This window comes from Gilliamella sp. Gris1-4 (assembly GCF_001690335.1).
Lineage (GTDB): Bacteria > Pseudomonadota > Gammaproteobacteria > Enterobacterales > Orbaceae > Gilliamella > Gilliamella apicola_P.
Window position 1 is genome coordinate 43,445 of the sequence record NZ_LZHA01000023.1, and the last position, 19,157, is coordinate 62,601.

General features: G+C 33.2%; 15 protein-coding genes. 5 read left to right on the forward strand and 10 right to left on the reverse strand.

The window, feature by feature from the left end:
- Window positions 1-82 precede the first annotated feature (82 nt).
- Window positions 83-655: a cell division protein ZapC gene (locus tag A9G31_RS02740; RefSeq protein ID WP_081299317.1), complete on the forward strand. Its 573-nt coding sequence runs from the start codon at window positions 83-85 to the stop codon at window positions 653-655.
- Here the strand turns inward: A9G31_RS02740 and A9G31_RS02745 are convergent.
- Both A9G31_RS02745 and greB read right to left on the reverse strand, forming a co-directional pair.
- The gene (locus tag A9G31_RS02745) at window positions 645-1,748 is read right to left on the reverse strand and encodes a YcbX family protein (RefSeq protein ID WP_065560323.1); all 1,104 of its coding nucleotides are present in this window, start codon (window positions 1,746-1,748) and stop codon (window positions 645-647) included. The genes A9G31_RS02740 and A9G31_RS02745 overlap by 11 nt on opposite strands.
- A gap of 102 nt (window positions 1,749-1,850) precedes the next feature.
- Window positions 1,851-2,333, reverse strand: a complete 483-nt coding sequence (gene greB / locus A9G31_RS02750) for a transcription elongation factor GreB (RefSeq protein ID WP_065560324.1) — start codon at window positions 2,331-2,333, stop codon at window positions 1,851-1,853.
- Window positions 2,334-2,666: 333 nt separating this feature from the next.
- On the opposite strand from greB, the gene A9G31_RS02755 reads away from it, so the two are divergent.
- From A9G31_RS02755 to A9G31_RS02770, 4 genes are all read left to right on the forward strand, one after another.
- Window positions 2,667-3,323: a hypothetical protein gene (locus tag A9G31_RS02755; RefSeq protein ID WP_065560325.1), complete on the forward strand. Its 657-nt coding sequence runs from the start codon at window positions 2,667-2,669 to the stop codon at window positions 3,321-3,323.
- Window positions 3,271-4,101 (forward strand): hypothetical protein, encoded by an 831-nt coding sequence (locus A9G31_RS02760; RefSeq protein WP_141671363.1) that lies wholly within the window; start codon window positions 3,271-3,273, stop codon window positions 4,099-4,101. Before A9G31_RS02755 ends, A9G31_RS02760 begins: the two co-directional genes overlap by 53 nt.
- A gap of 166 nt (window positions 4,102-4,267) precedes the next feature.
- Window positions 4,268-6,574, forward strand: coding sequence for a Tex family protein (locus A9G31_RS02765; RefSeq protein ID WP_065560344.1), 2,307 nt, complete (start codon window positions 4,268-4,270; stop codon window positions 6,572-6,574).
- Between the two features lie 219 nt (window positions 6,575-6,793).
- Complete coding sequence (locus A9G31_RS02770) at window positions 6,794-8,341, forward strand: hypothetical protein (RefSeq protein ID WP_065560327.1); 1,548 nt, start codon at window positions 6,794-6,796, stop codon at window positions 8,339-8,341.
- A gap of 110 nt (window positions 8,342-8,451) precedes the next feature.
- On the opposite strand, the gene A9G31_RS02775 is transcribed toward A9G31_RS02770, so the two are convergent.
- The 8 genes from A9G31_RS02775 to A9G31_RS02810 all read right to left on the reverse strand — a co-directional run bounded on the left by A9G31_RS02775 (window position 8,452) and on the right by A9G31_RS02810 (window position 19,127).
- Window positions 8,452-9,318 (reverse strand): YjjW family glycine radical enzyme activase, encoded by an 867-nt coding sequence (locus A9G31_RS02775; protein WP_065560328.1) that lies wholly within the window; start codon window positions 9,316-9,318, stop codon window positions 8,452-8,454.
- Entirely contained in the window at window positions 9,293-10,840 is a 1,548-nt protein-coding gene (locus A9G31_RS02780; RefSeq protein ID WP_218056350.1) for a YjjI family glycine radical enzyme, read from the reverse strand. The genes A9G31_RS02775 and A9G31_RS02780 overlap by 26 nt, the downstream gene beginning before the upstream one ends.
- Window positions 10,841-10,854: 14 nt before the next feature.
- Window positions 10,855-12,495: a bifunctional UDP-sugar hydrolase/5'-nucleotidase UshA gene (gene ushA, locus A9G31_RS02785; protein WP_065560346.1), complete on the reverse strand. Its 1,641-nt coding sequence runs from the start codon at window positions 12,493-12,495 to the stop codon at window positions 10,855-10,857.
- A gap of 75 nt (window positions 12,496-12,570) precedes the next feature.
- Window positions 12,571-13,872 (reverse strand): pyrimidine-nucleoside phosphorylase, encoded by a 1,302-nt coding sequence (locus tag A9G31_RS02790; protein ID WP_065560329.1) that lies wholly within the window; start codon window positions 13,870-13,872, stop codon window positions 12,571-12,573.
- A gap of 104 nt (window positions 13,873-13,976) precedes the next feature.
- Complete coding sequence (locus tag A9G31_RS02795; protein WP_065560330.1) at window positions 13,977-14,372, reverse strand: cytidine deaminase; 396 nt, start codon at window positions 14,370-14,372, stop codon at window positions 13,977-13,979.
- A 32-nt stretch (window positions 14,373-14,404) separates the two neighbouring features.
- Window positions 14,405-16,378 (reverse strand): bifunctional 2',3'-cyclic-nucleotide 2'-phosphodiesterase/3'-nucleotidase, encoded by a 1,974-nt coding sequence (locus A9G31_RS02800; protein ID WP_065560331.1) that lies wholly within the window; start codon window positions 16,376-16,378, stop codon window positions 14,405-14,407.
- A gap of 29 nt (window positions 16,379-16,407) precedes the next feature.
- The gene (gene add, locus A9G31_RS02805) at window positions 16,408-17,577 is read right to left on the reverse strand and encodes an adenosine deaminase (protein WP_081299318.1); all 1,170 of its coding nucleotides are present in this window, start codon (window positions 17,575-17,577) and stop codon (window positions 16,408-16,410) included.
- A gap of 308 nt (window positions 17,578-17,885) precedes the next feature.
- Entirely contained in the window at window positions 17,886-19,127 is a 1,242-nt protein-coding gene (locus tag A9G31_RS02810; RefSeq protein WP_065560333.1) for a nucleoside permease, read from the reverse strand.
- Between the last annotated feature and the right edge of the window lie 30 nt (window positions 19,128-19,157).

Genomic DNA, 19,157 nt, shown 5'->3' on the forward strand with positions numbered 1-19,157 from the left:
TTTTAACTTTTTATTTATTTTTTATGTAATTTATGTTATCTTTTTGACCAATTTTAAATCAAATGATAAGGGTAACATACTAATGAAAATGACTTTTCGACCAACTGATTGTTGGCGATGGTATTTTGATAGCGAATACGATAGTTTAATGCTTGAAGTTTCATCTGAAATGTTATTTCGTTCTTGTTATCCAAGTAAAATGTTAGTTCCTGATGTTTTTGGTGAGTTTCCATTTTCTGTTAGTGACGCAACGTCTTATTATCAATTTTATAATAGTTGTCAGTTACTTAATTTAACAGATTCACAAAAAGTTGAACTATCTATTAACGCTATTGTGGCTGCTAATTTTTTAAAACCACAAATGCCTAAGAGTTGGTATTTTTCTCAACAGCCAAAACTTTATATACCTAAAGTAGCCGATATTGTTGAAGTAAATTTACAAGAAGATGGGCAAAAGGTTTGTTTGATGGTCGTTGAAGCGGGTGGGAATGCCTCTCTTTGTATTATTGCACAGGCTTCGTTTATTGCAATGAGCAAAACATTTGTGTTTTCTGAAGCAATAAAAGTAATGAATGACAGATTAATACCTATAGAGAAACAATCAACTGAACAAGCGCCGACATTAGATTATTTTGGATTTAAGGCTATTTCTTAAGTAACTTAATTGTAATATCTCCTTTAGGAATACAGCTACAAGCTAAAATTTTATTATGGCATCTAATTGCAGATTGTGTTAATCCATTTACTTCACCTTGTTTTAATTCAATTAGACAACGCCCACAAATACCTGCACGGCAAGAATAAGGTAATGCTATTTTATGTTGTTCTAACTGCTCTAAAATAGTTTGCTTATTATTACCTTTAATTATTTGATTTTCAAAATTTATTGTACAAACTTTTGCTTCAGTTTTTATTTCTGTTGGAAAGGTTTTAATATAGTTTTTAGCTGGTTGCCGTTCCAATACTTCAATTTTATCGTGAACTGAAATTGTTCCATGATTTCGGGCTATCATATTCATACCAAAATCAATTTCCCCTTGCTTATCGGCTCTAAAGTAACGTAAGGTTTTAATTGGTTCATTATCAGCTAAGAATGTTGCAGATTTTATGTTCATTGTCGTTATAACACAGCGACTACAGGGTTTAACAATATCAAAAATCACATTGCCAATTTTTATTGTTTTCCAACCGTCTTCCGCAAAAGGTAGTGCTCCTTGAATAACAATATTTCCACGGAATTGTCTAATATCGAGTTTTTCAGGGCATTGCTGTTGTAAATAATCAAATGAAGCTTTATTTAATAACAAATAAGGGTAACCATCAGCAAAACTAACAGGAATTTCAGGATAGCGTTTGGTTCGACGAGTTAATTGTTGACCAACCCATCTTAATTGTACATCTTTATGCAAAATTTGACTGAAAAATTGATTGACTCTTATAGGTGCTATTAGTGAGGTAAAATGATTACCCCAAATTTCAGTAGGCTCATAACTCAACGAAAACTCATCAAGATTAAATTTTATCATTTCAGTTGGAGATAGTGAAATATGTACTTCGTTTTTTACTATGGATGTTTTGAATTTCAGAAGCTCAGGGTGTTGTCTTGCCGTAATAAAGGTGCCATCGGGTTCACTAAGCATCAATATTCGGTCATGCTCAAAGCCTCCATCGACAGTATTAGCCTTTGTTAATTGTATCCCTTGCATCGATTTGATTGGGTAGATGTATAGTTGATTGACGAAAATCATAATATCTTAAATAGATTATAAATGTTCTGATAATTATATACTTAATTACCCATATCTTATAGTTTTTAGATTTAACAAATGGAATGAATAAGTTAAGGCATATTAGCATAACTCGGTATAGCTTATTTCAGTAATGTAATACAATACTTTGCCATTAGGGGTGATAACGGCTATTTCATCATCAACTTTATGACCTATTAATGCTTTTGCTACAGGGCTATTAATCGATATCCAATTTTTTTTAGGATCAAATTCATCGCTACCAACAATACGGTAAATATGTAAATTACCAGATTCATCTTCCAATTTTACCCATGCGCCAAAAAATACTGTACCTTTTTGTTTTGGATGTGGTTCAACAATTGTTAATGTTTCTAGTCGCTTGGTAAGAAAACGTATACGCCGATCAATTTCGCGTAATCTTCTTTTTCCATAAATATATTCTGCATTCTCACTACGATCGCCGAGCGCTGCTGCATCTGATACAGCTTGTGTAACGCGAGGCCTTTCTTCTTTCCATAAATATTTCAATTCATGATTAAGATTTAAATAGCCTTCTCTTGTTATATAGTTTTTCTTTTGCATATTTTCAGTGCCTATAATTATTTTTATTTCTCGAGTAAAAGTTCGATATCCCTTTGTTAAAATTTATTGTCTCGAATAAAAATAAGACAAGTCTTTAATAAAATTTATTCAATTATTTAATATTTATCAAATTAAAATTAAATAATCTTTAAAAATCAATAATGAAATGTTATGATAATTTTATTGTTTGTATTTCTTTTTTTCTGCTTTTTTGTCGGGATATCTATTGCTTAGTAATTAAGTAAGTATATCGTATAAATAAGTTAAATTTTGTAACTACACAACAATAAAATAAATAAGTTGTTATTGTTTATATCACCATTAGGAATGAATATGACTACACGGAAACAGTTAATTTTTAGCTTATTTTGTCTTATTAGTTTTTTTTCAACTAAATCTATAGCATTATCGGCCGTTACAGCAAATACTATTAAGGGAAATAGTCCTCGTTTTATTAGTTCAATAGAAAATAATATTCAATCCAATAAAGCATTTAATTATTTTGGTGTTGTCTATAATGGAAATACCTATTTTTACACAGGTGATTTGAACACAGCATTAGGCTTAGACATTTCAACTAGAACTCCTGAAAGTTTAGGCTTATCAGCCGCAATTAAGCAACCAGAAAACTTTGAGGTTATAGATGGTGATGGAGATATTAAATTATTAGAAGACACGGATACCCCAATTTCTCTAGAATGGTATTATGAAGATGCAAGTAATAAAGAAGTTAAATTAACAGTTGATCAAACAAAAACTGCATTTGAAACATTAGTAAAAAGTGGTATTTATCCTTATATTAAAGTTAGTGGTGGGGTTGCTTTAACTACGAAATACGGAGATCCAAATTTTCAGGCTTACCCAGATGATAAAATTGCTATAACTAAAATACCTTATCGAAATTTTAATATCAAAGTGGGTGGTGAAGCCGTCAAATATGCTAGCCCGCATATGCTTTATAGTGCTCCATCTTATTCTTGGGGGGGATAGATCTATTTTTGATTGGGTAGATTGGAATGGCTTTGTACCACAAGATGATTATTTAAATAACTTCCCCTCAGTTGGTGCAAATGGCCTCTTTTTCTATTTAATTACTGAGAATATTGACAATTCATTAGATACAACAAAATGGATTGTAAGAACATCGGATCCTAATAAAGGATCTCCTGGCGCAATTACAGCGATAGTTACAAAATCTGAAGCTTCAAGAGCCGTGATTGTAGGTGGTTTTAAGGCTTATGATGCGAAAAATATGGTACTGGTTACATTAAAAGGTCCTGATTCATCATCTAAAGGTGCTAATCAGGCTACAGCACCCAAAGCGAATTTACCAGTTGATATTGAAATAATAGGTGAAACCAAACAAGGAATAACACTTAGTTACAGTTTCCGAATAACTAGATGGTTTATCAATAGAGGAGAATATACTGATTCTCATCAAGAACAAAACGATTGGTGCAATAATTTAGGTGATTATAAATTAGCATCTCTTAGAGAGCTGAGTAATGCAAACTTTCTGCTTCATCAAGGTAAATATGGTAATAATCCTGATAACTACTATAAAAGAGCTGTACATGGGGGATTAATTACTGAATGGGGGGGATTAGCGTATTATCAAGGTGATAATTTTTATAATCCAACCTATGGTTGGACTAGTGATATTTCTAATTCTACGGGTTCTCCTATTTATATCAATATGAATGATGCTGCACTAAATGGCGATAGAGATGATCAGCATCCGTATTACGCATTATGTAGCTCTAAATAACGAAGCTAAATTTATGGTATGCTTTATTTAAAGTGAGCCAAATCAAAAAATATAACTACAATAAAATAGTGATATTTTTTTAGGTAGAAGTTCAAGGGATCTGAATTGCAACAGAAACAAAGATAGGTATATAATCACCACTTTGTTTAAAATTGTTAAAAACACCATGATGAATAAACAAATTAGCCATATTATAGCTGGTGAGCTGACCGTAAAATCAGAACAAGTTCTAGCGGCGATTCAATTATTAGATGAGGGCAGTACCGTTCCTTTTATTGCTCGTTATCGAAAAGAGGTGACAGGTGGGCTTGATGATACCCAATTACGTACTCTTGATAGTCGATTGAGCTATTTGCGTGAACTTGAAGATCGCAAGCAAACGATTTTAAAGTCAATTGAAGAACAAGGTAAATTGACATTAGAATTAAGTAACAGTATTACACAAACGCTTAGTAAAACTGAACTTGAAGATCTCTATTTACCATATAAACCTAAACGCCGAACTCGGGGTCAAATTGCCATTGAAGCAGGGCTTGAACCATTAGCTGACGACTTATGGCAAAATCCCATACTTGACCCAATAATTGAAGCCGAAAAATATATCAATTCCGACAAAGGTATTACTGATACAAAATCAGCAATGGATGGAGCTCGTTACATTTTGATGGAGCGCTTTGCCGAAGATGCTGCGTTATTAGCGAGAGTGCGCCAATATCTTTGGAATAATGCTCATTTAGTTTCGCAAGTGGTGAGCGGTAAAGAAGAAGAAGGTGCTAAATTTCGAGACTATTTTTCACAAAGTGAATTGATTTCTAAAATACCATCTCATCGTGCATTAGCAATGTTTCGAGGGCGAAATGAAGGCTTTTTACAACTCTCCTTAAATGCTGACCCGCAATTTGAACAAGCGCCTAAAGAGAGTTATTGTGAACAAATTATCACTGAATATCTAGGCGTTCATTTTAATGAACAACCAGCAGATAAATGGCGCAAAGCTGTGATTAATTGGACATGGCGCATTAAAATTCTGATGCACATGGAAACCGAATTAATGACAACATTACGTGAGCGAGCAGAGGAAGAAGCGATTAATGTATTTGCTGCCAACTTGCATGATATGTTAATGGCTGCTCCAGCAGGTATGAAAGTTACTATGGGCATGGATCCCGGTTTAAGAACAGGTGTAAAAATAGCTGTTGTTGATGCAACAGGTAAATTAGTTGCGACTGAAACGATTTATCCTCATACAGGGCAGGCAGATAAAGCAGCTATGGTTATTGCCGCACTTTGTATTAAATATCAAGTTGAATTAGTGGCCATTGGTAATGGTACAGCTTCACGCGAAACTGAACGTTTTTATCTTGATGTTCAGAAGAAATATCCAGAAGTGAAAGCACAAAAAGTGATAGTAAGCGAAGCAGGTGCCTCGGTTTATTCTGCATCAGAACTAGCAGCGCAAGAATTTCCTGATTTAGATGTATCTATTCGTGGCGCAGTATCAATTGCACGTCGTTTACAAGATCCATTAGCTGAGCTTGTTAAAATTGATCCTAAATCGATTGGGGTAGGGCAATATCAGCATGATGTTAGCCAAACTCAGTTAGCAAAAAAACTTGATGCTGTTGTTGAAGATGGTGTTAATGCGGTTGGTGTGAATTTAAATACTGCTTCGATGATGTTACTTGCTCGTATTGCTGGACTTAATAAAGTAATAGCCCAAAATATAATTAATTGGCGTAATGAAAATGGACAATTTACGGATCGTCAACAATTATTAAAAGTGGCACGCTTAGGTCCTAAAGCATTTGAACAGTGCGCTGGATTTTTACGTATAATGGATGGTAAAAATCCTCTTGACGCATCGGCCGTTCATCCAGAAGCTTATCCAGTTGTAGAACGAATTTTAGAAAAAAATCACAAATCTTTAAAAGAAATTTTAGGTGATACAAACTATTTAAAATCACTTAAAGCAATCGATTACGTAGATGATCATTTTGGTGTGCCAACAGTTACAGATATTATCAAAGAGCTTGATAAACCAGGCCGAGATCCAAGACCTGAATTTAAAACTGCGCAATTTGCTGATGATATAGAAACGATGGAAGACTTAAAAATAGGTATGATTATGGAAGGATCTGTTACTAATGTAACTAATTTTGGCGCGTTTGTTGATATAGGTGTGCATCAAGATGGTTTAGTACATATTTCTGCTTTATCAGATAAGTTTGTTGATGATCCAAGAACTGTGGTAAAAACTGGTGATATAGTCAAAGTTAAAGTGATAGAAGTTGACATTCCTCGAAAACGTATCGCTTTATCAATGCGATTAGATGATCCTGCATCGACAAAAACTGATAATCGAAAATTCATTAATGAACGTTCGGTTAACAATACTAAAAAACAACACTCTTCTTCAATGACTAATAATGTCATGGGAAATGCATTTGCAACTGCATTTAAAAAGAATAAATAATATTTTTCTAATTTAAGGGACAATTGTCCCTTTTCTGCATTTAGAACCATTTAGTCAAAGCTACCTAATAGCGATCTACTCAATATAGAACTGAACCATATAATTAACGTCAACTCAGGTTTACTTTTTACTTAATGTAATAGTATTATCGGTTATGATATAAAGTATTGTTAGTATTAAATAACTCTATTATTTATTAAAAAAGGATGAACAATAATAATGAAAAAATATTTTTACTTAGCTCTACTGACATTAATGGTTATTTTAACAGGATGTGATAAGAGTAAAACTAAATTGAAGAACGACATTGAAGCTGCACTACAAGTTCAAGAAAAACCTTTTTGTTTTTATCTAGGTAAAGTAACATTTCCTTATCTTAAACAAGAAATTAATTATCCAACTCATGAGCGGGCAGATGTATGGGTAAATAACGAATTAAATCGACGATTAGAGATTTTTTCTAGCTTGGGTTTATTAGAGTACTCATTAGATGTCGAAAATCAAACGAAGCGCTATCATTTAGCTAAATTAAACAGTGAAACTGAATTTAAAGAAGGTAGTTTCTGTTTTGGAAAAGTAACTTTAAATAAATTAGGTGTTTATGAGAATAGAAAAGATGTAAATACTTTTATAAATGTAAGTTATACAGTTGAAAAGATCCCTTCATGGGTAAATAATGATATTTTTCAGCAATACTTTTATTTTCACCAAATAAATACAAATAAACAATATGCTAACTCTGACTATAGTTATCCTAGTTTAATTAATAAGCAATTCCCTAATGAATTAAGATCTAGAATCGAGCTAGCTAAATCGGTAAATGGTGAATTTATCATTAATGATAAAAATTCTATTAGAAAATCATTTTTTTATAATATAGATAATGATAACTCAGATTTGCAACATTTCACCTATGCATATTATGATGCTAAGAAAGCACGTAACCTAAGGAATTATTGTATCAAGTATAAACAACAGATTAATGATTGGGGCAAAGAGCCTGATCCCGTACTATTTGCCAAAGTTAAACCTTCATCAAATTTAGCTCGTTCAACTAACTTAGTTGTAATGTATTATTATTTTGATCATGCTCTTACTCAAAATAGAATTAAATCAACAAAAGGCACGATAAAAGATAAATTGTTAGACAGTTACGCAAAATCACTTAATCGAAATAGAGAAGTAACTTTCGAAATGAATTTTGATAATAATGGATTAGTTTCTAATTTTGTTGCGACTTTCAATCAAGGTAATTATAAAAATAAGCGTATTATTAGTTCTTCTGAAGATATAAAAACAGAGGTAAAAACCTGGAAATTCTATGATCATTTTACAATGTCTTTACCTAGTAAAAATCAAAATCATTTTAATCCATTAGCTACAGATGATTACGAAAAAATAGATTTATTTAATATTTTTCAGACAGACTACAAAAATAAATTTATCCAAATTGGGATAGATTCAGATGAACTTCAATCCGTTTCTGTAAGTTACGATCCTCAAGACAGGATACTCTCTCTTGGAGATCATATGACATTTCAATACGATAAAAATAATCAGTTAATTTCGACCGTGATTGATGAAAAACAATATATAATGGAATATAACAAACAAGGGCAGCTAATCAAAATGAAAAAATATATTAATTCTAAGAAGAAAGCATCGCTTGAATGTTATTTTTCTGGGCATAATGAAAAAGGTGATTGGACAATTAAAAATTGTGATGACTATAAAATCACAACCAGAACAATTGAATATTATGAATAGTTTTCATAATATCATAATTGTTAATATATAATGATATCCTAAAACAGCTATAAAGCATCGATAAAATTGACCTGCCATTTATCGATGCTTAAAATTCACAAGTAATACCATTACAAATAAACATTAGGTAATATAATATGTTGTAGGCTATGCTGTTTTAATTGTTCTGCAAACAGTTCTACTTCGGGTCTACTGGCAGGTGGCCAGTTTTTAGCGATACCATATACACCATGATTATGAAAAGCATTAATTCTTATTTGAATATTGGGATCTAAATCAATCAAAAAGTTGGCAATATTTTTAGCATTATCCTGTAGATCCGTTTGTTTAGGAATAATTAAAAGTCTTACCTCATATAGTTTTTTTATTTTTGCTAGATATTTAATCGTTTCTTTTACTCGTTGATTGTCTCTTCCCGTTAACTTTTTATGCACATCATTATCCCAAGCTTTGAGATCAATCATTGCGCCATCCATCACATTTTCTACTTTTTGCCACCCTGTTTTAGTTAAATAACCATTGCTATCAATAAAACAGGTAAGGTGCTTTAAATCGTTAGATTGCTTGATAACATTGAATAGCTCTTTAATAAAGGGTAACTGCATTGTTGCTTCTCCACCACTTATGGTAATACCATTTAAAAACGGTAGATATTTCTGGATAGTGATTAAAATATCATCTACACTATATCTATAAGTCATTGGTGATGAAGAATGCTTACAAGTATTAATACAAGTATCGCATTGCTGACAATTTGAAGTTTGCCATATAACTTTATTGTTACTAAAACTTAATGCTTTATGTGGACAAGTATCAATACATTGGCCACAATCCTTACACAATGATATCGTATAAGGATTGTGGCAGTTTAAACAACGAAAATTACATCCTTGTAAAAATATAACTAGTCGATTACCAGGTCCATCTACACAAGAAAAGGGTAAAAGCTTATTAACGATTGCCCATGTCTTGCTCATGACTAATTACTCGTGGTTTTCGACATAAATAACTATTGTTTTTAACGTCATTAGCAGCTTCTGCTCCTAAAAACGTTGTATTAATTCGTGATCCTTCTTGTTTATACTTTTTGATGTCCGATAATCTAACCATATAACCAGTTACTCGAACAAGATCATTACCACTGATATTAGCAGTAAATTCGCGGAAACCAAATTTAAAAGCTGCTTTACAAATTTGTAGTAAGGCTAGAGGATTATTTTTGATTGTTTCATCAATTGTTAAAATATCGCTGATACCTGATGTGTAGTAATGATGGTGTTTAAATAGCGCCATAATATGGGTAACAGGATCAGGTTCATGACCATAAGGAATGCGTAAACCAGGGGTTGTGCCTCTATCTGAACTAATACCAGATTGCGAGTGCAACATAGCCTTTCCTTTCCAAGCATTTTTTATTGTGTGTGTATCAATAAATTTGGCAACGAGTTGGGTAATGGTTAATGCTAGCTCATTGGCTTGTTGGTCAAAACCATAACGCCCTGCTAAATTTGCTTTTTCTTGCAGGATATTGACCGCTTCAGCCATACTAAAGATACCAAACATGGGGGCAAATCGATTGGGATCGATTAATCCTTCTTGGACTAAAAAACTGCTATTAAAAAAGTTGGATTGATTATAAAGAAAGTTAGATCTTGCTTGAATAAGATTAAGCTGTAACTGACAATAGTAAGGTAAGGTATTTGTCAAAAAATCCTCACTATTTTTACTACGTACTGCAACTTCTTTTAAATTGATTCGTGAAAGCGTGCTTCCTCCTCCAGCAACAGGTAGTGAATTATAGCAACTTACAACACCGTATCCTTGGCCATCAAAATCTTTTTGGATCAAATTATTGTTTGCAATATGGGGTTTACTTGTTTCACAAATATTTTCAATTGTCACTAATAATAATGATTCTGGTGTAATGTCTTCATCATAGATAAAGGTTAAATTTGGAGCAACTTGTTTGAGCTCTCTATCTATACGTAAGATTACCCGACAGATAATATTATCGGTTGGTCCAATGTTTGCATGCATAAATGCATCAGGTAAATTACGATCAAGCATGATCCAAAAATGCTTTAATCGCTGATAAATTTCATCTTCAGTAAGATTACCAACGTAAGGAAGTAAAATTTGATCTAAGCATCCTAAATAAACAGGCATACCAGTTACTGAAGGAACATGATGATAGATGATGATAAGCAAATTTAATGCATCATCAAATGTTTCAGCAGGATTAAGTTCTAGCCACTGTGATCCTTGTTTTAAAAATTTTACATAATCAGGTAAAACATAACGAGGTTTATAAGGTGCGTGACCTTCGTACATATCACAAATAACGCGGTCATTTAAAGCTTGTTGTGTTTCTTCATCCAGATCTACATAAGGTAAATTATTTTCTGCTGCTAAGGCGAGCAAATTTGATTTTTGTTTGGGTGACAAATTAGGGTCTGTCACAATATTATAACAACTTTGTTGAAATTCGGTCATGCTCATAATTATCTCAATATTTATTTCTCAATAATAAATTGTTTTGGTTTATAATCAGACGCAGTAATTGGCGAATGAGTCTCAAAATATTGTTTTACTACATCGGCATCGCGATAACCCGTATCAACATAAGTCGATAACGTATTAGTTATTGGATAGCCGTCTCCACCTGCGGCTAAAAAGTCGAGTGTGGCAATGCGGTAGTTTTTTTGTAAATTGATCGGTTGATCATTAATTTTTACATCTTCAATATTGTTCCCATTTCTTGTTAGGTTTATATTTTTCAAATGTGCATATCCACCCGAACCTTGTTTTTTACTTAATGCAACTTTTAGATAATCAATTAATTCACTACCAGTTAATTCAAAATAAACTACACTATTACCAAAAGGTTCTACTTTTAAAATATCACGATAAGTAATATTACCTTCAATTAATGAGTCACGAATCATCCCCCCAGACATAATGCCAACGTCTGCATTGGTTTTTTCAACAAAAGCACTGAGTAACAGTTGTCCCATATTGCTTTGTTGGTATCTAACAACATCTCGATTACCTTCTAATCGTCCTTTTAACTCGCCACTTTTCACTAACAACTGCTGTTTACCTAATTCTTGATAAGGTCTCAAATTTTCAAGTAAGGATTTATCTTGAGGAATTTCTTGCGTGTAATATTCAAGGTGTTTGGTACTGTTACCATTATCAACCTCCTTTTTAAGGTTAATAGGAATTAATTGGTAATTTTTTAACGTGATTTTGCCATTTAAAAAAACAAAATCTGCACGTCCAACATATTTCCCCCATTCGTGAGCTTGTACAATCCATGTGCCATTTTGTTGATCTGGCGCGCAAGGTGTACCTGGTACATATTCGGTAATACGTTTATTAGGACTAGCCATACACACAGGGTTTTGTGAGTGTCCTCCTACTATCATATCTAAATCGCCGGTCTGCAAATTTCTGGCTAATTCAACATCACCCGGTGCCATTGATCCATGTTCACCATTTTCATAATGCCCCATATGAGTGACAGCAATAATCATATCAGGGTGTTCATTATCTTTTAACTGTTTAATTATTTTTTGTGCTTCGGGTAAGGTTTGTCGAAATTCGACGCCTTCCGTATTTTTGGGTGAAGCAAGAAAAATAGTATCGTCAGTGGTTAAACCAAACACAGCAACTTTAATACCATTCAAATCAAACATTTTATAGGCATCAAATACACGTTTATCTGTACCTTTAAAGTAAGTGTTTGCCGATAAAAAAGGAAATTTTGCCCATTTCTGTTGCTCACGAATAATAGTCAAAGGATGATCAAACTCATGATTACCCACAGCCATAGCATCGTAACCAACCGCATTCATGCCAATAAAATCAGGTTTGGCTTGCTGTACATCAGATTCAGGGACACCAGTATTAATATCACCACCTGATAGCAGCAGTAATTTTCCTCCTTTTGCCGTAACTTCTTTTCTAATTTCATCCACTACGGTTTTTTGAGCAGCAAGCCCATATTCACCAATATCATTTTGCCAAAAACGGCCGTGGTGGTCATTGGTATGTAAAATAGTAAATAGATAAGACTTGTCTTTTTCCCAAGTTGGAACTGACGAGCTTTTTGTGGTAACAGCGGCAATGCAAGAGGCTGAAAATAGCCCCATACAAACAAGTAATGATAATTTTTTATTAAACTGATAATAGTACATGGTATCTCCTAAATCCTTATATAACAGCTATTATCCTGTAATCACCTTGTAAATAAGTTGTGGCTCAGTTGCGTTATCACTAATGGTAATATTGTCATATAATTTGTGCTTGATAGTATCAAGCTTATCAGTATTGGCGTGTATCGTTAATAAAGCTTCACCTTCAGTAACTTTGTCGCCTACTTTTTTATGTAACACGATTCCAACAGCGGGATCAATAATATCTTCTTTGGTTGCACGACCAGCACCTAATTGCATTGCAGCGATCCCGATTTGATCTGCGATAATTTTTGATACATAACCTGACTTAAGGGCTGGTAGGGCAATTTGGTAAGGTGCACTAGCCAATTTTTCAGGATGATCAACGACCGAACTATCACCGCCTTGTGCTTCAATTAAGGTTTTAAACTTCTCAATAGCTTTACCATTTTTGATAACTTCTTGAAGTTTTATTCTGGCTTCTTCTAATGTTTTTGCTTTATCGGCAAGTACAACCATTTGACTACCTAATGTTAAAACCAGTTCGGTTAAATCGGCTGGACCATGATCTTTTAACGTATCAATTGCTTCTTTTACTTCAAGAGCATTACCAATTGCAAAACCAAGAGGTTGAGACATATCCGAAATAATTGCCATGGTTCTACGGCCAATTTGATTACCAATATTTACCATTTCATGGGCTAATTTTTCTGAATCGGCCATATCTTTCATTAGCGCACCATCACCTGTTTTAACATCAAGAACGATGGCATCAGCTCCCGCTGCCAATTTTTTACTCATAATTGAACTTGCAATAAGAGGAATAGAGTTAACAGTACCTGTTACATCACGTAACGAATAAAGTTTTTTATCTGCTGGGGTTAAATTGCCTGATTGACCAATAACGGCAAGGCCTTTATTATTAACTTGATTAATAAAATCTTGTTTACTTAACTCAATTTTAAAATCAGGAATCGATTCAAATTTATCTGTGGTGCCGCCCGTGTGACCAAGCCCTCGTCCAGACATTTTAGCTACTGGAACATCTAAAGCTGCTACTAAAGGAGCTAGAACTAATGTTGTAGTGTCCCCTACACCGCCAGTGGAATGTTTATCAACTTTAATGCCTTTGATTGAAGACAGATCAACAGTATCGCCAGAATACATCATCGCCGAGGTTAAATCTGCGCACTCTTTAGAAGTCATACCTTGATAATAAATTGCCATTAATAAAGCACTAACTTGATAATCGGGGATAGTGCCATTGGTATAATTAGTGATAAAAAATTGGATTTCATCAGTGGTTAATACATTGCCGTCACGTTTTTTTTCTATAATATCTACAAATCTCATTACTATTCTCTCTTACTATCAATAAATAAAATTAGTGTATAGCTTTGTTTATACAAAATAAATCTTAAGTCCTGATTACTATTTTTTATTGTTAAAAAATAATGTTAATCAAGATCACTTGGTGAAAAAGACCAAGGTAATAATTCTCCCACTGTTGTTTCTTGAATTTTCCCCTGCATATTGGTCAAAATAACAGGCATATCTTTAGCACAAAACTCACTAATAACTTGACGGCAAGCTCCACATGGTGAAATAGGCCCATCAGTATCTCCAATTACCACCAATTTTTTAAATTTTGTTTTACCTTCAGAAACCGCTTTAAAAATTGCCGTTCTTTCGGCACAATTTGCTAGTCCATAAGATGCGTTTTCAATATTACAACCTAAAATTGCTTCATCATCTTCAGTAATTAGCACGGCACCAACCTGAAATTTAGAATAAGGTACATAAGCTTTAGAACGGGCTGTTTTAGCAAGCTCAATCAGTTTTTCAATTTTCATATTAATAATCCTTTTGGCCGTAATAAATCTAACTAAATTTTGGGTCGATTGTTAACAGGAGACTGCAAATCTATCTTATAAACACCAAAACCAGAAGTATCTGTATCGATAAAATGAATAGGGTATAGTGAATGTTTCTCGATATAGGTTTTAGCTTCATCAGTTGGTGATGATTCAAAGCGAATATCTAATTTTTTGTTACTAGTAATTGGGGAAATTTGCCAATTATCATCGACGGTAACATTCGTTATACTATATTTTTGGGTGGTATTGGTAATATAGGCTGAAAGAATTACTCTTAGATCGTCGGGAGAATTAAATTTGACATTTTTTTCACCAGTACCTGGAAATATACCACTATAAGCACGATAATTATTGGTGGCAATTAAGAATTCTTGGTTAGGGTCAATTGTTTTTTGTTGATAAGTCAAATTCCTAATTCTTTCAGATGTAGGGTTAATTAACTGGCAATTTGCATCATAACGGGGTGGCTTTGTTACATCTATTTGATAATTCACTCCATCAATAATATCAAAATTATAGGTTCTGAATTTATCCCAATTAATTAAATATTGTGGTTGTGATGAATTAGTATTAATTTGATTATATACACCAGCTGAACACTCCAACCACTCTTTAACATCCTTACCTGTAATTTTCACAGCAGACAAAATATTAGGATAAAGGTAAATATCTGCAGCATTTCTAAACGACAAATTACCTGCTTTAACATCAACAAAAGCGCTAGGATCGTTTTTCCTGCCGCCAGCTTTAAATGGTGCAATGGCCGATAAAACGGGCAAACCATCAAGATCAGGATCTCCTTTAATAAACTGCTTAACGTAATCGATTTGTGCATCATTAATAATTTGTAAGGCAGATGTATCTTCAACCAATGCTAGATAGCTCGTAATATCGGTTAAAACTTTACCTATTGGTTTACTAACAAATTCACGTGTTCCTTGGTGATCTTTGTTTAGAATGTCGACGATTTTTTGATCGGCTTTAACAAGTACCTTTTTAGTTTTTACATCATAGATTGGTCTAGCTTCTGATTTACCTGAAATCACTTGCCATTTTGATTTATCACTATCAAGAACTAAGTCCACCACTCCCAAATGGCTACCCCAATGTCCGGGCATAACAGCAGGCACATGATTAATGTTACCAGTTTTGATATCGGTATTTGGTAATGATTTGAAATCTTCACTCGGAAATATGCCGTGAGAATGACCAAACATAATTGCATTAATACCCTCTACTTGACTCAAGTAGTAAACCGAATTTTCAGCTAATGCTTTATAAGGTTCAACTGAAACACCAGAATGTGGAATAGCAATAATAATATCAGCGCCTTGTTTTTTCATTTCAGGGACTAATAGTTTGGCCGTTTCTGTAATATCTTTGACGACAACTTTGCCATCAAGATTAAGTTTATCCCATTGCATAATCTGTGGAGGGACAAAACCAATATAGCCGATTTTAATCGTGTGTTTATTGCCGTTTCTATCAATAACAGGAGTATCTAAGATAATATATTGTGTAAAAAATGGCTTTTGAGTTTTGGCATCATAAACATTAGCGTTGATGTAAGGAAATTTAGCCCCAGAAAGACTTTTTTGTAGAAATTCCAATCCAAAATTAAATTCGTGGTTACCAATATTACCCACACTATAATTAAGCGTATTGAGCGCTTTATAAACAGGATGAATATCGCCATCATTAAAACCCTTCTTTACGGCATAATCAGCCATTGGGCTACCTTGAATTAGGTCACCATTATCAACAAGAACACTATTTTTTACTTCACTTCTTGCTTGATGAATTAAATTAGCAGTTTTTACTAATCCAAAAGAATCAACAGACTGATCTTTGAAATAATCATAATTCATCATGTTTCCATGCAAGTCGGTTGTTTCAATAATCCTTAAATCAACCGTTGCGGCATTAACAACGCCAGATATAAATAGGGTTAAAAAGGGTAAAGTTAACTTATTTTTTTTCATGCAAATCTCCTATTATTCTGACAACTAAATTAGTTAACGGCTATGGTTAGTAACAGTTTCTGATACTCTAAAAATCGTTCAATGATTGCTAGATGATATTTTTTGTCATTAATATATTTTTTAAGCAATTGTCTATCATCAGATGAAAAACATAAAAGAACTTGCTCAGTTAAACGACTTTTAACCGTATCTTCAACAAATGCGGCTTGAATGCCACATAGCGTTATATCAAGCAATTCTAATCGTGAAAATGCAAATATGGATTGGGCGATACTATATTCTTTTTCAATATCAGTACCAAAAATCCCTGCATCATCTGTATTTAAGGTAATGCGAACACCTTGGTCATAAAGTTGCCTTATTGGATGTTGATAAATATCGCCATGCAATTCATTCACTAAAATCCGATTACTCGTTAAAGCAATTTCTAGAGTGATTTTTTTTTCGACCAGTTCACAAATAAGCGCTTTGTTTTCAATGGCACGAATACCATGACCAATTCTGTTTGCACCGTGCTTAATAGCTTGAATAATACTCTCATCTGAATCAATTTCGCCAGCATGATACGATTTTTTTAAATTCATCTGAGTAGCCAACTTATGTGCATCTTTAAAATCATCAAAATGCCCAGCCATTTCGTTACCAGCAATATTAAATCCCGTAATAAAGGGGTGATGATTTTGCTGAATAAAACGCAATGTATCATAAACAACTTTAGCGCCTAGGTGTCTAACACCAATAACATGATATCTAACTGTAATATCATAGTCGTTTTGTACCTTAATAATCGCTTTGTCCATGTAAGAAAGAGTTTGATTAAATCTTTCTTTATCCCAAATCAACTCTCCATTAACTTCGGTTGTGCAAATATGATAGGGAGACAAAAATAGCTCGCAATAAATTAACCCTTGTTTAGCATTCCTATTAAGAAAATCGTAAGTAATAGAATAATAATCTTCAGGATCTTTTAGAAAGCTAGAAACGGTATCATATGTATTAATAAATTCTTCAAATTTGGATTCGTCATACAAATATCTACCATTTTTATATTCTTTGGCATTGTATTGACCTGATTTGTAACATAGTGTACTAGGAAAAGGAATATTATTTTTTTGTGCTAACTGATGAGCCATGACAGGGGTAATGCTGCCTTCAACATGTTCGTGCAATATAACTTTAGGTATCATTTGATCGTTCATTAGGTATTTAATCTATTTTTAAATGAGCTAAATTGGCTTTAGTAACATTGGTTTTACTAACAATGACATTAAACGCTTATTAAAAAATTTTTAATAACATGTATATCATTGTTAATTGGGTTATTTTAACTTGATAAGATACTTATCTGCTATATCTTTTGCATCACTTATTTATATTTTTGTGCGGTAAATCAAATTTTTACGATAATTAATTGTTAGTAAAAAGGCAACAAAATGTATTGTTGCCTACGTATTGATTGAGTGGGAAAAAGCTCCACTACACAAAGAATAATTAATTAATTAATGATTTAAATAGTTTTTGGATTAGGCTTTTCGTTTTTAAAGATCAACATAAATACAATTGCTAGAACCAAAGCATAACCTGCAAAAATAAGCCAAACTGTTTGCCATTCTGTAACGTTTCCAACTGTATAATAATCGACTACATAACCACTGCCTACCGAACCTAAATAAGCACCGAACCCATTAGTCATGGTCATAAATAATCCTTGAGCACTATTACGAATGGTTGGTGATACCGATTTTTCAACATACATTGAGCCAGATATGTTGTAAAAGTCGAAAGCACAACCATAAACAATCATTGAAAGGAGAAGTAAAACAGAACCGAAAAGAGATGGATCGCCATAAGCAAATAAACCAAAACGAGCAACCCAAGCAAGCATACTAATTAGCATAACGTATTTAATACCTAAACGTTTCATGAAGAAAGGTACAAATAAGATAAATGCGACTTCTGACATTTGAGAAATAGACAACAGTATAGAAGGGTATTTAACCACTAAACTATCAGCATATTCAGGGAATCTTTCAAAATCATGTAAAAATGGATTACCAAAAGTATTGGTTATTTGTAAAATACCGCCTAATAAAACTGCAAATAGAAAAAATATAACCATTCGTGGCTGTTTGAATAAAACAACAGCATCTAACCCTAATGAGCTAATGATGTTTTTTTCTTCAGTTTTATTTTGTGCTGTTGGAATCAATGGTAGCAAGAATGAATAAAGGCTGAGTAATAAAGCAGATGCAGCTGCAATATAAAGTTGCATGCTACTCAGTTCTAATTTTAAAAGACTCACAAGCCACATAGCAACAATAAATCCAATGGTGCCAAAAATTCTGATACAAGGGAACTCGGTAATAACATCAAGTCCACGTGATTCTAAGCAAGAATAAGCGATTGAATTTGAAATGGCGATGGTTGGCATGAAAGCTAAGCAATGGATCAATATCACAATCATCATCATGAAAGGGGATGTTACTGAAGCCGCAATAAATAGCGCTAAAGCACCGATTAAATGACAAAGCATATACAAACGGTTAGCAGGTATCCATCTATCTGCTACAATCCCAAGTAAGCCTGGCATAAACAAAGAAGCGATACCCATTGTTCCGTATATCGATCCTACTTCAAGACCAGTAAATTGTAATTTACGTATCATATAAGAACCGAGAGTTATTAACCAACTTCCCCAGATAAAATATTGTAAGAAAAATATAACCCTAAGTTTAAAATGAATATTCATTTATAATTCCTTAATAAACGAGATTTACTA

Coding starts and splice junctions, on each gene's coding strand:
- A9G31_RS02760 (WP_141671363.1), top strand. CDS start 3,271: ATGCTAGCCCGCATATGCTTTATAGTGCTCCATCTTATTCTTGGGGGG.
- A9G31_RS02775 (WP_065560328.1), bottom strand. CDS start 9,318: ATGAGCAAGACATGGGCAATCGTTAATAAGCTTTTACCCTTTTCTTGT.
- A9G31_RS02790 (WP_065560329.1), bottom strand. CDS start 13,872: ATGAGATTTGTAGATATTATAGAAAAAAAACGTGACGGCAATGTATTA.
- ushA (WP_065560346.1), bottom strand. CDS start 12,495: ATGGGGCTATTTTCAGCCTCTTGCATTGCCGCTGTTACCACAAAAAGC.
- A9G31_RS02740 (WP_081299317.1), top strand. CDS start 83: ATGAAAATGACTTTTCGACCAACTGATTGTTGGCGATGGTATTTTGAT.
- A9G31_RS02780 (WP_218056350.1), bottom strand. CDS start 10,840: ATGAGCATGACCGAATTTCAACAAAGTTGTTATAATATTGTGACAGAC.
- A9G31_RS02755 (WP_065560325.1), top strand. CDS start 2,667: ATGACTACACGGAAACAGTTAATTTTTAGCTTATTTTGTCTTATTAGT.
- A9G31_RS02765 (WP_065560344.1), top strand. CDS start 4,268: ATGATGAATAAACAAATTAGCCATATTATAGCTGGTGAGCTGACCGTA.
- A9G31_RS02800 (WP_065560331.1), bottom strand. CDS start 16,378: ATGAAAAAAAATAAGTTAACTTTACCCTTTTTAACCCTATTTATATCT.
- A9G31_RS02810 (WP_065560333.1), bottom strand. CDS start 19,127: ATGAATATTCATTTTAAACTTAGGGTTATATTTTTCTTACAATATTTT.
- A9G31_RS02770 (WP_065560327.1), top strand. CDS start 6,794: ATGAAAAAATATTTTTACTTAGCTCTACTGACATTAATGGTTATTTTA.
- add (WP_081299318.1), bottom strand. CDS start 17,577: ATGAACGATCAAATGATACCTAAAGTTATATTGCACGAACATGTTGAA.
- A9G31_RS02795 (WP_065560330.1), bottom strand. CDS start 14,372: ATGAAAATTGAAAAACTGATTGAGCTTGCTAAAACAGCCCGTTCTAAA.
- A9G31_RS02745 (WP_065560323.1), bottom strand. CDS start 1,748: ATGATTTTCGTCAATCAACTATACATCTACCCAATCAAATCGATGCAA.
- greB (WP_065560324.1), bottom strand. CDS start 2,333: ATGCAAAAGAAAAACTATATAACAAGAGAAGGCTATTTAAATCTTAAT.